13 protein-coding genes and 2 tRNA genes are annotated in these 13567 nt (G+C 69.1%); 8 read left to right on the forward strand and 7 right to left on the reverse strand.

Going from position 1 to position 13567, the window contains the following annotated elements; translation table 11 throughout:
• Positions 1-71 precede the first annotated feature (71 nt).
• Positions 72-1991, forward strand: coding sequence for a DNA primase (dnaG, locus tag E0497_RS05140; RefSeq protein ID WP_137723708.1), 1920 nt, complete (start codon positions 72-74; stop codon positions 1989-1991).
• A 19-nt stretch (positions 1992-2010) separates the two neighbouring features.
• Here dnaG and E0497_RS05145 read toward each other — a convergent pair whose 3' ends face one another.
• A complete protein-coding gene (locus tag E0497_RS05145; protein ID WP_137723709.1) occupies positions 2011-2259 on the reverse strand; it encodes a hypothetical protein in 249 nt (82 codons plus the stop codon).
• A gap of 136 nt (positions 2260-2395) precedes the next feature.
• Between E0497_RS05145 and E0497_RS05150 the strand changes: the two genes are divergently transcribed.
• Positions 2396-2468 (forward strand) — tRNA-Asn (locus E0497_RS05150).
• 68 nt (positions 2469-2536) lie between these two features.
• On the opposite strand, the gene E0497_RS05155 is transcribed toward E0497_RS05150, so the two are convergent.
• Entirely contained in the window at positions 2537-3223 is a 687-nt protein-coding gene (locus tag E0497_RS05155) for a 3'-5' exonuclease (protein ID WP_137723710.1), read from the reverse strand.
• 170 nt (positions 3224-3393) lie between these two features.
• Here E0497_RS05155 and E0497_RS05160 point away from each other — a divergent pair.
• From E0497_RS05160 to E0497_RS05170, 3 genes are all read left to right on the forward strand, one after another.
• A tRNA-Ile gene (locus E0497_RS05160) sits at positions 3394-3467 on the forward strand.
• A 52-nt stretch (positions 3468-3519) separates the two neighbouring features.
• Entirely contained in the window at positions 3520-4413 is an 894-nt protein-coding gene (locus tag E0497_RS05165) for a poly(ethylene terephthalate) hydrolase family protein (protein ID WP_241665712.1), read from the forward strand.
• On the forward strand, positions 4407-5354 hold the full coding sequence (locus E0497_RS05170) for a hypothetical protein (protein ID WP_137723711.1): 948 nt from the start codon (positions 4407-4409) through the stop codon (positions 5352-5354). The genes E0497_RS05165 and E0497_RS05170 overlap by 7 nt, the downstream gene beginning before the upstream one ends.
• Positions 5355-5363: 9 nt before the next feature.
• On the opposite strand, the gene E0497_RS05175 is transcribed toward E0497_RS05170, so the two are convergent.
• A complete protein-coding gene (locus E0497_RS05175; RefSeq protein ID WP_137723712.1) occupies positions 5364-6431 on the reverse strand; it encodes a ParB/Srx family N-terminal domain-containing protein in 1068 nt (355 codons plus the stop codon).
• A gap of 271 nt (positions 6432-6702) precedes the next feature.
• On the opposite strand from E0497_RS05175, the gene E0497_RS05180 reads away from it, so the two are divergent.
• The 3 genes from E0497_RS05180 to E0497_RS05190 all read left to right on the forward strand — a co-directional run bounded on the left by E0497_RS05180 (position 6703) and on the right by E0497_RS05190 (position 9373).
• Complete coding sequence (locus E0497_RS05180; protein WP_137723713.1) at positions 6703-7830, forward strand: NDMA-dependent alcohol dehydrogenase; 1128 nt, start codon at positions 6703-6705, stop codon at positions 7828-7830.
• Positions 7831-7864: 34 nt separating this feature from the next.
• Positions 7865-8683 carry a serine hydrolase domain-containing protein gene (locus E0497_RS05185; RefSeq protein ID WP_137723714.1) on the forward strand — a complete coding sequence of 273 codons (819 nt, stop codon included), beginning with the start codon at positions 7865-7867 and terminating at the stop codon, positions 8681-8683.
• A gap of 180 nt (positions 8684-8863) precedes the next feature.
• A complete protein-coding gene (locus E0497_RS05190) occupies positions 8864-9373 on the forward strand; it encodes a DUF3145 domain-containing protein (protein WP_137723715.1) in 510 nt (169 codons plus the stop codon).
• 26 nt (positions 9374-9399) lie between these two features.
• On the opposite strand, the gene E0497_RS05195 is transcribed toward E0497_RS05190, so the two are convergent.
• The 4 genes from E0497_RS05195 to acpM all read right to left on the reverse strand — a co-directional run bounded on the left by E0497_RS05195 (position 9400) and on the right by acpM (position 13551).
• Positions 9400-10305: a tyrosine-protein phosphatase gene (locus E0497_RS05195; RefSeq protein WP_137723716.1), complete on the reverse strand. Its 906-nt coding sequence runs from the start codon at positions 10303-10305 to the stop codon at positions 9400-9402.
• A gap of 144 nt (positions 10306-10449) precedes the next feature.
• The gene (locus tag E0497_RS05200) at positions 10450-11883 is read right to left on the reverse strand and encodes an acyl-CoA carboxylase subunit beta (protein ID WP_137723717.1); all 1434 of its coding nucleotides are present in this window, start codon (positions 11881-11883) and stop codon (positions 10450-10452) included.
• A 101-nt stretch (positions 11884-11984) separates the two neighbouring features.
• Positions 11985-13232 (reverse strand): KasA/KasB family beta-ketoacyl-ACP synthase, encoded by a 1248-nt coding sequence (locus tag E0497_RS05205; RefSeq protein ID WP_137723718.1) that lies wholly within the window; start codon positions 13230-13232, stop codon positions 11985-11987.
• Between the two features lie 7 nt (positions 13233-13239).
• Positions 13240-13551 carry a meromycolate extension acyl carrier protein AcpM gene (acpM, locus tag E0497_RS05210; protein ID WP_137723719.1) on the reverse strand — a complete coding sequence of 104 codons (312 nt, stop codon included), beginning with the start codon at positions 13549-13551 and terminating at the stop codon, positions 13240-13242.
• Positions 13552-13567: the final 16 nt, after the last annotated feature.

Consider the following 13567-nt stretch of genomic DNA (forward strand, 5'->3'; position numbering starts at 1 on the left):
CGTGGATCGTCCCGTCGGTCCGGACACGCGGCCGGTCGCCGACGACTCGACGATGAGAATAAACTGGCTCCGTGGCCGGCCGAATTCCTGACAGAGACATCGCGGCCGTCCGCGACCGCACGCGCATCGAGGACGTCGTCGGCGAGTACGTCTCGCTCAAACGTGCGGGCGGCGACTCCATGAAGGGGCTGTGCCCGTTCCACGACGAGAAGTCGCCGTCGTTCCACGTCCGCCCCAACCACGGGCACTACCACTGCTTCGGCTGCGGCGAGGGCGGCGACGTCTACTCGTTCCTGCAGAAGATCGAGCACGTCAGCTTCGTCGAGGCCGTCGAGCAACTCGCGGACCGGGCCGGCTACCAGATCTCGTACGAGGGCGGCGGCCCGTCCGTGCAGAAGGATCGCGGCACCCGGGCCCGGTTGGTCGCTGCGAACGCGGCCGCGCAGGAGTTCTATGCCGCCCGGTTGACGGAACCGGAGGCGCAGGCCGCCCGCGACTATCTGACCGAACGGAACTTCGACGCGGCCGCCGCCGCGCAGTTCGGCTGCGGGTACGCGCCCGCCGGCTGGGACACCCTCACCAAGCATTTGATGGCGAAGGGGTTCGACGCCAAGGAACTCGAGGCGGCCGGCCTGTCGAAGGAGGGCCGACGCGGCCCGATCGACCGCTTCCACCGCCGGCTGCTGTGGCCGATCCGCAACCTTTCGGGCGACGTCATCGGTTTCGGCGCCCGCAAACTGTTCGACGACGACACCATGCCCGGCAAGTACGTCAACACGCCCGAGACGATCCTGTACAAGAAGTCGCAGGTGCTGTTCGGCCTCGACCTGGCCAAGCGGGACATCGCCAAGGGGCACCAGGCGGTCGTCGTCGAGGGCTACACCGACGTCATGGCCATGCACCTGGCCGGGGTGAAGACGGCGGTCGCGTCGTGCGGCACCGCGTTCGGTGACGAACACCTCGCGATGCTGCGCCGGCTCCTCATGGACGACAGCTACTTCCGCGGCGAGGTCATCTACACGTTCGACGGCGATGCCGCCGGGCAGGCCGCCGCGATGAAGGCGTTCGAGGGCGACCAGAAACTCGCCGGCAAGACGTACGTCGCGATCGCCCCCGACGGCATGGACCCGTGCGAGCTGCGTCAGCAGTCCGGTGACGCCGCGGTGCGTGATCTGGTCGCCCGGCGCACCCCGCTGTTCGAGTTCGTCGTCAAATCGATTCTCGCGGAACATGATCTGAACACCGCTGAGGGGCGGGTGGAAGCATTGCGCCGGGCTGTCCCGGTGGTGGCCCGGATCAAGGAGTCGACGCTGCGCGACGGCTACGCCGTCCAGTTGTCCGGCTGGGTCGGCTGGGACGACATCCCGGCCGTGCGCCGCAGGGTCAAGGAAGAGGCCCGCAAGTTCGCGCGCGGCGGAACCGGTGCCCCCGTCAAACGTCGTCCGACCGGGGAACCGTCACCCGACGCCCCGCCGCCGGGAGTGCCGCGGCCACGCCCCAACGATCCGACGCTGTGGCCGCAACGCGACGCACTCAAGGCCGCACTGCAGTACCCGGCGATCGCCGGCACCGTGTTCGATTCGCTTCCGGCGGAGACGTTCACGCATCCCGCATACTCCGCGGTGCGGGCCGCGGTAGCCGCGGCCGGTGGCACGTCCGCGGGACTCGGCGGCGCCGAATGGGTCGACGCCGTCGGCCGCAACGCCGGTGACCTCGTCGTGCAGTCGCTGGTGATGGAACTCGCGGTCGATCCGCTGCCCGCCGACGACGAGACCGCACCCCGCTACATCCGTGGCGTGCTCGCGCGCCTCCAGGAGGTGTGGGTGGGGGAGCAGGTCGCCGAACTGAAGTCGAAGTTGTCGCGCATCTCGGTGGAGGCCAACGCCGACGAATACTATTCGCTGTTCGGTGACCTCATGGCGCTCGAACAGTACCGACGCAGCCTGCGCGATCAGGCGATCGGCGACACCAGCGGCGCGGGCATCGCCTGACCGCCCGCCGGGCTGCCGGTCAGTTCTTCCGGAGCCGATCCTGCGGAACCAGGATCGTGGTCTTCTCGTCGATCGGTTTCATCGGCTCGAGCCGCGGCTGCGTGCTGAGGGTGTCCGACAGTTTCTGCCGGCCCACCTCGATGGCCTTCTTCGTGGCAGGGCTGGTGGCCACCGCCTTCGCGGCCTTGCTGATCTGCTCGTACCGGGCCCGCCCCGCCCGGGTGCCCAGGACGTAGCCCGCAGCGACGCCCACCAACAACCGCATCATTTCCGGATTCCTCCTTCTCGAAGAGCCTGCTCCCATCCTGCACGACCGGCCGCTGTTCAGGCGATTTGGTACTTGGGTGGGGGTATGGGCTACAGTTTCTCAGGCGCCGCCGGAAACGGCAGTGCCGCCAAGGTAATCCCCTGTAGCTCAATTGGCAGAGCATTCGACTGTTAATCGAAGGGTTGCTGGTTCGAGTCCAGCCGGGGGAGCTCGGAGAAGGACCCCCACCCGTTCCGGGTGGGGGTCCTTTCTCGTTTCCGGGGTCCGGTCCTGCCGCTCAGGCGGCCGTGCGGATCGGCCAGCGTCCGTCGACGTCCGAGGTGTCCCGGCCCTGACGGCGCAGATACTCGAGCAGATCGCGTTGCCGTTCGGCATGCCACGCGGCCTGGCTGGCCATCACGTCGTCGAGCTGCGCAAGCTGCGGGAAACGCCGGGGGAGCAGCCGGGCCAGTTCCGCGGCGGCCAGCGCGTCGGCCTGCGCCTCGTGGGCGGCCCCGAGATCGACACCGTAGTGCTCGCACAGCGCCCCGAGGGTCCGCTTGCCGCGGCGGTACCGGTCCATCTCCCGGTCGATGACGTACGGGTCGACGACGAGACCGTAGTCGTCGAGCGGCGGCAGCCCGAGCCGGCGGGCCTCCGCGTCGAGCACCGTCAGGTCGTAGGCCGCATTGAACGCGACGACGGCGTACCCGGCATTCCAGGCGTCGGTGAGGGCTGCCCGGATCTCGGTGTACCCCTCGACATAGTCACGGCCGTGCTCCCGCGCATAGCTCGTGGAAATGCCGTGAATGGCAATCGCATCCTCCGGAATGGCGACACCCGGATCGAGAATCCAATTCCGGGTGGACGGCACCCCGTCGTCGACCGTGACGACACATGCCGTCACGATCCGCGCCGAAAGCGGATCGCGGCCCGTCGTTTCCAGATCGAACGCACAGATCGGTCGGGTCGTCCAGTCACTCATCTACGGTCCTTCGACTCTTGCGGAGAGCCGAATGCTCGCCCACCATGCCGACGAGTCTCCCCGCACCCACCGACAAAACACGAGACAGTGCGACCCACACCACCCCGACCACCGAAACAGACACGTGCGGACGGTACGATTCCGACGGCGGCGCGAGCACCACGCGCCACGGGGCGGTAGCTCAGTCGGTTAGAGCCGTGGACTCATAATCCATTGGTCGCGGGTTCGAGCCCCGCCCGCCCCACCGTCACGTGTCGCCGCCCGACATTTCGGTCGATCCTGGCTACGATCCGATCGTGACGCTGCGACTGCGACCCGCCACCCGCTCTGCCCGGATACTGCTGCTCGCGGCCGTGCTCGCGGTGCCGACGACAGCGGCGGTGCCCGCGTTCGCCTCGGTACCCGAGACGGCGAACACGGCGCCACAAGAACACCAGTCCGTCAGCGACCGCTACGCCGCCCCCGGCTCCCATGCCGTCGAGTTCGTCGAGATCCCCGGATACCAGCTGTTCTATCCCGCCGACATCGCGACCGGCTCCGACCGGTTCCCGGTGGTCACGTTCGGCAACGGCAGTTACGCGACGTACGAGCAGTACGAGGGATTGCTGCGGCACTTCGCGTCGTGGGGGTTCGTCGTGGTGGTCGCCGACAGCAGTGTCACCGGCGACGGCACCGAGATCCTCGCCGCGGCCCGCGACGTCGTCGCCCGGAACGGCAACCCCGCCAGCATCTTCCACAACCGCATCGACGTCGACCACATCGCCGCGGTCGGGCATTCGCAGGGCGCAGGGGGAGCGATCAACGCCAGCACGAACTCCGGCGGTCTCATCGCCTCCACCGCCGTCCTCGACCTGCCCGACCCGTGGTGGGCGTCCCGGCCCGTCGACGTGATCGACGTGACCCGGCTGACCGGCCCCGTCTTCTACCTGACCGGCGCCGACGACCCCGTCTCGACCGCGATCCCACAGGCCGCCTACCACGCGATCAGCCCCGGACCCGCCGCCCGCGGACGGCTCCTCGGAGTGGGCCACAACTGGCCGTCCGACGGCGGCGGCTTCCGCGGCTACCTCACCGCGTGGCTGCGGTTCACCCTCACCGGCGACACCGACGCCGCCCGCGCCTTCACCGGCCCCACACCCGAACTGCTGTCCGACCCGGCCTGGGACGGCACCGCGGCCACCGGATGGTGACCACCCCGGCCGACGCGATCCTGGCCGGGCCCCGCGGCCGACGGCTGTGCCTGGAACTCGCGACGAGCTTCCCTGTTTCCGATCTGAAACACCTCGCCGCGGCCATCGACGCCCTCGACCTCACGCGCCTTACGCCCGCCCGGATCCAGGCCGCGCTGGGGCGCGCAGTGGATTCCGCGATGTACTGGCAAGAACCGGACGGGACCGATGTGCTCGCGGCCGAACCACTTCTCCGGACGGCGCTCCGAGGCGTCGCCGAACACGTGACGGCGTCCCCGTCCACCGACTGGTTCACCGAGTCGCGTCGTCCCGAACAGTGGGCGATCGCCTGGCACGCCGACCGCACCTGGCCGCCGCTGCCGACGAATCCGCAGCACACCCTGCAGCAGTGGGCGCGGGACACCCGCGTCGAGGAGGAACACGCGGCCCACAACCCCCATGCTTTCGATACCGGGCACTGGTGGTCGATGCCGCTCGGACTCGTCACCACTGTCGGACACCTGCCGGAGACGTTGAACCTCGTCGAGGACGGTTTCGGGTGGGAGGGGGCGACGACGATCCCGGTCCGCGGATCGGGTCGGACGTTCGAGGTGCGCTCCCCGGACGATTGGATCGTCCTGTGCCGCACCTACCCGCTCGAGGTGACCGCGTCCCGCGGGCCGGACTGGTTCCGCGCCACCGGCCGGAGCGGACGCTGGGTGATCCCGGACTGGGAGCGCGTCGCCACCGAGTGGGACGCCGTGCATCTCACACCCCTGGCCTATCTGAGCGGCGCGACCCGCGCGCTCCCGGTCGACGCCGACACCGCCACGGTCATCGCCGGCTGGGATCCGGGCCGCACGATCTGGCTCACCGACGTCGTCACCGAGACGGACAGTCCGCGCCGGGAGTGGCGACTCGACCACGGGCCCGACGGTGAGGCGTGGGTGCCGGCGCGGTAGCCCGCCGCATCACCGTCCCCGCAGGTACTCCAGGGCGTAGGCGATCTTGCCGGGCTTGTCGTCGCTGTACGGCCGGGACAGTTTCCCGAACTCGCCCTTGCCGGGGGCCTTGCCGTCGTTCCACTCGCCCAGGACACCGAGGTCGATGGCGGTGAACCCGGCCTCGACGACGGTGTTCCCGGCCAGCGTCGTCTGCGCCCGGGACACCTTCTCGATCGCCGCGAGATAGCTCGCGGCGTCGGTGCGGTCCCAGCCGGTCAGGTCGACGCCCGACGCGTCGCGCAGCCACGCACCCCAGTAGAACTCCTGGAACGGGACCGTGCCCGACGCGAACCCGATGTCGCGGGCGAAGTACAGCAGGCTCCGGTACGGGTCGTCGGCGAACTTCGCGAGCCCCACACCGTCCGGGAGTGCTTCCACCGCAACGGGATCGCCGTCGACGTCCCGATCCCACACCCACTTGTTCCGCTTCATCGTCGCCCAGAAGTCGGCGTCGGACAGGCCCGCGATATTGTCGACCACCCGCAGGCGCACATGCAGGTCCGGGCCGCCGTCCGGCACCTCGTACAGCGCCGTGAGCGTGTGATGGCCGTCCGTGAGATACGGCCGGCCACCGGGACCGATCACCACCGTCTTCATCGCCGCGACCGACGCGTCCGTCTCGGCGCCCAGCGGGATCGTGCACGCGAACGACGACGGATCCGACAGGACCGCATCGGGTCGGGCCGACGCCGCCTCACCCTGACCGTTCGCCTCGCACCAGTCGTCGAACCGCTTGTCGATCGCATCCTTGCCGAGCGTGTAGCGGCCCAGCTTGTAATAGACCTCGTCGTACCCGACGGACGACTGCGTCGCGTGCACGTCCCCGATCCGCACGTCCAGCAGATCGCCCGCCTCGGCACACCGATAGGGCGAACCGGCACCGAGTGAACCGAGATCGAGCGACCCGGCCGCGGACGTGACGCCGCACGACGGCGGTGCAGGAGCGGCGGAACTCGTGGACGCGGCTCCGGCGGCGACGGTTCCGGCGACGAGGGCGGTGAGCGCAGTCGAGGCGGCGCGGCGGAGAACGGTCACGGGGAGGCTCCTCGGGGGTGGGGCGGTGCGGGCCGCTCGATCGCACCCCGGCCCTGTGTCGGACACCCGTCCAGTAGGAGAACGGCCGTCGTCCGGGACGTGAACGCTCACCGGCCGACCCGACTTTCGGCGCGTTACATCCCCTCGACCTGTGTAAATCTCCCGTTGGATGGGTCGTTTGACTACTCGGCACCTAGAACAGGTTCCAATTTCGTAGATTTGTGGTTATCGTCACAGCCAACCGGAAGTAAGCCAGGGAAGGGCGGTTGTCATGAAGACCAAGGGCGCGTTGTTGTGGGGCGTGAACGAGAAGTGGTCGGTCGAGGAGATCGAGCTCGGTGATCCGGTCGCCGGTGAGGTGCAGATCCGCATGGAAGCCGCGGGCATGTGCCACTCCGACCACCACATCGTCACCGGTGCGACCCCGATGCCGTCCTACCCGGCCATGGGTGGCCACGAGGGCTCCGGCGTCATCATCAAGGTCGGCGCGGGCGTCACGGGCGTCGAGGTGGGCGACCACGTCGTGCTCTCGTTCATCCCGGCGTGCGGCCGCTGTCCGTCGTGTTCCGAAGGCCACTCCAACCTGTGCGACCTCGGCATGGGGCTGCTCAGCGGACAGGCCATCTCCGACGGCACCTACCGCATCCAGGCCCGCGGGGAGAACGTCATCCCGATGTGCCTGCTCGGCACGTTCTCGCCGTACATGACGGTCCACGAGTCCCAGGTCGTCAAGATCGACAAGGACATCCCGTTCGAGCTCGCGGCCCTCGTCGGCTGCGGTGTCCCGACCGGTTGGGGTTCGGCCACCCACGTCGCCGACATCAAGCCCGGTGACTCGGTCGCGATCATCGGCATCGGTGGCGTCGGCCTGAGCGCACTGCAGGGTGCGGTCGCCTCCGGTGCCCGCCACGTGTTCGCGATCGACCCGGTGGAGTTCAAGCGCGAGCAGGCCCTCAAGTTCGGTGCCACCCACGCCTTCGCCTCCATGGAGGAGGCGATCGTCCCGATCATGGAGATCACGTGGGGCCGCATGTGTCAGACGACGATCATCACCGTCGGTGAGATGCGCGGCGAGTACATCGACCCGGCCCTGACGCTGACCGCGAAGAACGGCCGCTGCGTCGTCACCGCGATGGGCCACATGGCCGACATGGACGTCAAGCTCAACTCGTTCCTGTTCGCGATGCTGCAGAAGGATCTGCAGGGCAACATCTTCGGCGGCTGCAACGCCCGCGTCGACATCCCGAACCTGCTCAACCTGTACCGGGCGGGCCTGCTCAACCTCCAGGACATGGTCACCCGCACCTACTCGCTCGAGCAGGTCAACGAGGGCTACCAGGACATGCTCGACGGCAAGAACCTGCGCGGCGTCGTCCGCTACACCGAGGCCGACTGGTAGATCGACCCGCACGGGCCCCTCGTACTCTGATCGGGTGCAGATTCTCGATCGGATCGGGCAATGGCCGGTGGACAATGCCTCGGCCGCCGTCGTCTACGACGGTGGCCGGGGCATTGCGCATGTCGGGGACCGGCGGCGGGTGTATCCGCTGGCGTCGGTGACGAAACTGTTGTGCGCCTACGCCGCACTCGTCGCCGTCGAGGAGGGGGCGATCGAACTCGATCAGCCCGCCGGCCCGCCCGGCGCCACGGTGCGGCACCTGCTCGCCCACGCGTCCGGGGTCGCGTTCGGTGACCGCGGCGCGGCGGCGGCGCCCGGCGTCAAACGCATCTACTCGAGCGCCGGTTTCGAGATCCTCGCCGACCTCATCGCCGCCGAGACGGGTATCGCGTTCGCCGACTATCTCGCCGATGCCGTCTTCGTGCCCCTCGGCATGAGGGACGCCGCCCTCGTCGGCCCGGCCGGGCACGGTGCGCAGGCGAGCCTCGACGACCTGGCCGCGTTCGCCGCCGAACTGCTCCGGCCCACCCTGATCTCGGTGCAGACCCACGCCGATGCCACCGGTGTCCAGTTCCCGGGGCTTCCGGGACTGCTCCCCGGCTACGGGTCGCAGCGCCCCAACGACTGGGGGCTCGGCTTCGAGATCCGCGACGGCAAGTATCCGCACTGGACCGGCACCGGCAACTCGCCGGCCACCTACGGGCACTTCGGTCAGTCCGGCACCTTCCTGTGGGTGGATCCGCAGATCGACGCGGCGTGCGTCGTCCTCACCGATCGGGCCTTCGGTGACTGGGCCAAACCGTTGTGGACGGAGCTCGGCGACGGCGTACTCGACGAGCTCGCCCGACGCTGACCGGACGAAACCGACCAATTTCGCGCTTCGACTGGCGTAACAGGTGCATCACAGGGCACACTGATCACCGGCGTGTTGCAGTGTCGTACATCACATATCGCGATACCGCGTGCGCCGGACTCTGAGCTCTGCACGAGGCCGTTGGGGAAGACGTCCCTCGTCGAAGTCGGAGGTGTAGCAGTGCGCTCGTTGAACCAGTTCGCGGATGCGACGACCGGAGTGATCTACGTCCACTCGTCGCCCGCGGCCCTGTGCCCGCACATCGACTGGGCACTGACGTCGATCCTCGGCGTCCGCCCCGAGCTGCACTGGACACCGCAGCCGGCCGCCGACGGCACACTGCGAGCAACCCTCGACTGGGACAGCCCCGTCGGCACCGGCGCCCGGATCGCCGATGCGCTGCGGGCGTGGCCGCTGCTGTACTTCGAGGTCACCGAGGACCCCAGCGCCGGCGTCGACGGTGAACGCTTCAGCCACGCCCCGGGACTGGGCCTGTGGCGGGGCAACACGAGCGCCAACGGCGATGTCGTGGTGGGGGAGATGCGACTGCGCGCACTGCTCACCCGCGGCGCCGACAGCGTCGCCGCCGCTCTCGAACACACCCTCGGGACCGCGTGGGACGACGCCCTCGAACCGCTGCGCTGCGGCGGGGACACCGCCGTCACCTGGCTGCGCCGCGACGTCGGCTGATCACCGGCGGTCCCACCGGCGAGAAATCAGACCGTCAGCTTCGTGCGGAGCACCGCGAGGGTGTCGGCGGACAGGCCGAGACCCTCGGACAGGTAGGTGTCGACACTGCCGAACTGCGCGTCGATCTCGTCGAATCCGGCGGTGAGGAATGCGGGGGAGACACCCATGAGGACCCGCATCGCCTCGCCCGCCTGCGCGCCCTTCGCGGCCGACACCTGCGCGGCCTTCGCCTCGATCGACGCCTGCGAATACTCGTTCGTGAGCAGGTAGTTCTCCATCACGGTCGCCTCGTCGACCCCCGCGATCGTCAGCAGCATCGCACTGGTCCAGCCCGCCCGATCCTTACCGGCGGTGCAGTGGAACAGCAGCGGGCCGTCGGTCGACGCCATCTCCGTCAGCAGGGTGCCGAACTGGGCGCGCATCGCCGGATTGGACACGAACTGCCGGTTGGCGTCGACGAGCACGGCAGCGGCACTCTCCGGGGTGGACAGGTCGACGGACGAGGTCACCGCACCGCTGGAGGCGTCCCCGAGAATGTTCACGTTCGTGTACTCCGCGCCGGCGGGAACCCGGTCGGCGGCCTTCGCGATCTCCGCGGTGGTCCGCAGATCGAAGATCCGGGCGATACCGAGCGTGTCCAGGACCGCGGCGTCCGCGTCGGTGGTGGTCAGGGCATTCGACCGGTAGACGACGCCCTCACGGATGCGGCGCCCGTCGACGGTGGTGTAGCCGCCGTCCGGACCGGCGAGATCGCGGAAATTGTCGATCGAGGCCAGCCGTGGCGCCGGTGCGGCCACACTCGCCGACGTCGTGGCCGACGTCGTGGCGTCCGCGGACGGTGCGGCGGCGACGTCGCCCGTCGACTGGCCGCATCCGGTCAGGACGACGGTCAGGGCGGTGGCGACACCGACGACGGCGAGGCGAGTGTTCACGAATTCTCCTTCGAGCGATCACAACTGGTGCAGCGGATCGTGGACGAAGGACCTGACCGGAACATGTCCGGTCGGTGAACGAACGAGGGGCCGCCTCCACACGACGGTGGAGGCGGCCCCTCGGGGGTCGGGAGAACAGGCCCGTTACAGCGGAATGTTCTTGTGCCGGCCGCGGGCCGCGGGCGCCGCGGCGAGGGCCGCGGTGATGACGCTGCGGGTCTTGGCCGGGTCGATCGTCTCGTCGACGACACCGATCGAGATGGCGCGTCCGACACCACCGGCGATGGCCTCGTGCTCGGCGGCGAGCTGCTCGTGCAGCGCCTCGCGCTCCTCCTCCGGGGCGGCCGCGAGGGCTCGCTTGTGCAGGATGCCGACGGCCGCCTTGGCGCCCATGACCGCGACCTCCGACTCGGGCCACGCGTACACGGCGGTCGCGCCGAGGGCACGGGAGTTCATCGCGATGTAGGCGCCGCCGTAGATCTTGCGGGTCACCAGTGTGACGCGGGGGACGGACGCCTCGGCGAACGCGTGCAGCAGCTTCGCGCCGCGGCGCACGACACCCTCCCATTCCATGCTCACACCGGGCAGGTAGCCGGGAACGTCGACGATGACGACCAGCGGAATACCGAACGCGTCGCACAGGCGCACGAAGCGGGCCGACTTCTCGGCGCTCTCCGAGTTGAGGCAGCCGCCCAGGCGCAGCGGATTGTTCGCGATGACGCCGACCGTGCGGCCACCGAGACGACCGACACCGGTGACGATGCTGCGGGCCCACCCGGCCTGCAGTTCCTCGAAGCTCGACTCGCCCTCGACGTTGTCCAGGAACTCGTGGACGATCGGGCGCACGTCGTAGGCGCGCTTGGCCGACGCGGGCATCAGGGCCCGCAGATCGGTGTCGCCGCGTTCGGCGGCGGCCACGTCGAACGTGCCCTGCTCGCAGAACATCGACACCAGACGGCGGGCGCGGTGGTAGGCGTCGTCCTCGTCGCGGGCGATGACGTGTGCGACACCGGACTTCTTGCCGTGCGTCTCGGGGCCACCGAGGGTGGCCATGTCGACCTGCTCGCCGGTGACGGACTTGACCACGTCGGGGCCGGTGACGAACACGCGGCCCTCCGGCGCCATGATCACGACGTCGGTGAGGGCGGGCCCGTATGCGGCGCCGCCGGCGGCGAAACCGAGGACGACGGAGATCTGCGGGACGAGACCGGACGCGCGGACCATGGCCTCGAAGACCAGGCCGACGGCGTGCAGGGCCTCGACACCTTCGGCGAGCCGGGCGCCACCGGAATGCCACAGGCCGACGACAGGCGCCTGTTCGGCGATCGCGGTGTCGATGGCGGCGACGATGTGCTTGCAGCCGTCGACTCCCATTGCGCCACCCATGACGGTGGCGTCGGAGCAGTAGGCGATGGTGCGGACGCCGTCGATCTCACCGGCAGCGGCGAGGACACCGGACTTGTCGCGCTCGTGCAGCGGCGTGACGGTGCCGGCGTCGAACAGATTCGCGAGCCGGGCGAGCGGGTCGCGCGGATCGGTGGTTGCTTCGGAATGCGTCGCGGGAGCCGTGACGGTCATCGTGTTCTCCTTGAACGAGAGCCCACGCAGGGGCGAGATTTCGTAGGTGGGGACCCCGTGTGCGGAGTCCCCACCCGGCGATCGAAGTGGGGTCGGGCCGGTTATGCCCGGCCGAAAGCGAGCGCGACGTTGTGCCCACCGAAACCGAACGAATTGTTGATCGCGAAATCGATGTCGCCGTACCGGGGTTCACCCTTCACGACGTCCAGATCGATCTCCGGATCCTGATTGTCGAGATTGAGCGTGGGGGGAATGACGCCCTCACGCACACTCAGGACCGTGAGCACTGCCTCGAGCGCGCCGACAGCGCCGATCGAGTGGCCCAGTGCCGACTTCGGCGCATACACCGCGGCATGCGTACCGACCGCGGCCGTGATGGCGGCGGCCTCGGCGAGATCACCGATCGGGGTCGCAGTCGCATGCGCGTTGATGTGCTTGATGTCGGACTTGGTGAGACCTGCGGTCTCGATGGCCCGGGTCATCGCGCGCGCCGCCCCGGTCCCCGCCGGGTCCGGCGCCACGATGTGGAAACCGTCCGAGGTGATCCCGGCGCCCAGCAGGCGGGCATGGATCGTCGCCCCGCGCGCCTTCGCATGCTCCTCGGTCTCGAGGACCATGAGGGCGCCGGCCTCACCGAAGACGAAGCCGTCCCGGTCCTTGTCGAAGGGCCGCGAGGCCGCCTTCGGGTCGTCGTTGCGGGTACTGAGCGCGCGCATCATGGCGAAGCTCGCGATCGGAACGGCGTCGATGTTGCCCTCGACGCCGCCCGTGACGACGATGTCCGCGTCGCCCATCGCGATCATGCGGAACGCATGCGCAATGGCCTCCGACCCGGACGAACACGCCGACACCGGCGTGATGACACCGGCGCGTGCGCCGAGCTCGAGTCCCACGGTGGCCGACGGACCGTTCGGCATCACCATCTGGACTGCGAACGGCGACACCTTGCGGTAGCCGCCGCTGCGGAGCTTCTCGGACGCGTCGATGAGTGCCTCACCGCCGCCGATCCCGGTGCCGATGACAACCCCGAGGCGATCCTTGTCGACCTCGGGGCTGCCGGCGTTCTGCCAGACCTGCCGACCCATCACCAGAGCGAGCCGCTCCACGAAACTCATCCGACGGCTCTCGACCCGGCTCAGTGCATCGTCGAACGGGACCTTCAACTGGCCACCGAAACGCACCGGCAGATCGAACTCCTCGACGAACGAGCCGTGGAGAACGTCGATCCCGCTCTCACCGGCCAGCAGGCCCTTCCATGTGCCATCCACATCACCAGCCACCGACGTCGTGGCCGCGAGGCTCGTGACGACGATGTTGGGAAAGCTCCCTCGGGTAGAAGCGGAAGTCACGGGTGGCCTACTCGTTGTCGTTCTTCGCGGCGTCGAGCTTGGCCTTGGCGGCCTCGGCAGCGTCGCCGCCCTGGGCCTCGAGCTTCTGGATGTAGGAGACGGCATCGCCGACGGTGCGCAGCCCGGCCAGATCCTCGTCCGGGATCTTCACGCCGTACTTGTCCTCGGTCTGCACCGCGATCTCGACCATCGACAGCGAGTCGATGTCCAGGTCGTCGACGAACGACTTGTCGATCGTCACCTCGGACGGCTCGATGCCGGTGACCTCTTCGATGATCTCGGCGAGGCCGGAGATGATGTCTTCCTGGTTGGTTGCCACGTGGGTGGTCCCCTTC

It is taken from the genome of Prescottella subtropica, assembly GCF_005434945.1.
Classification (GTDB): Bacteria; Actinomycetota; Actinomycetes; order Mycobacteriales; family Mycobacteriaceae; genus Prescottella; species Prescottella subtropica.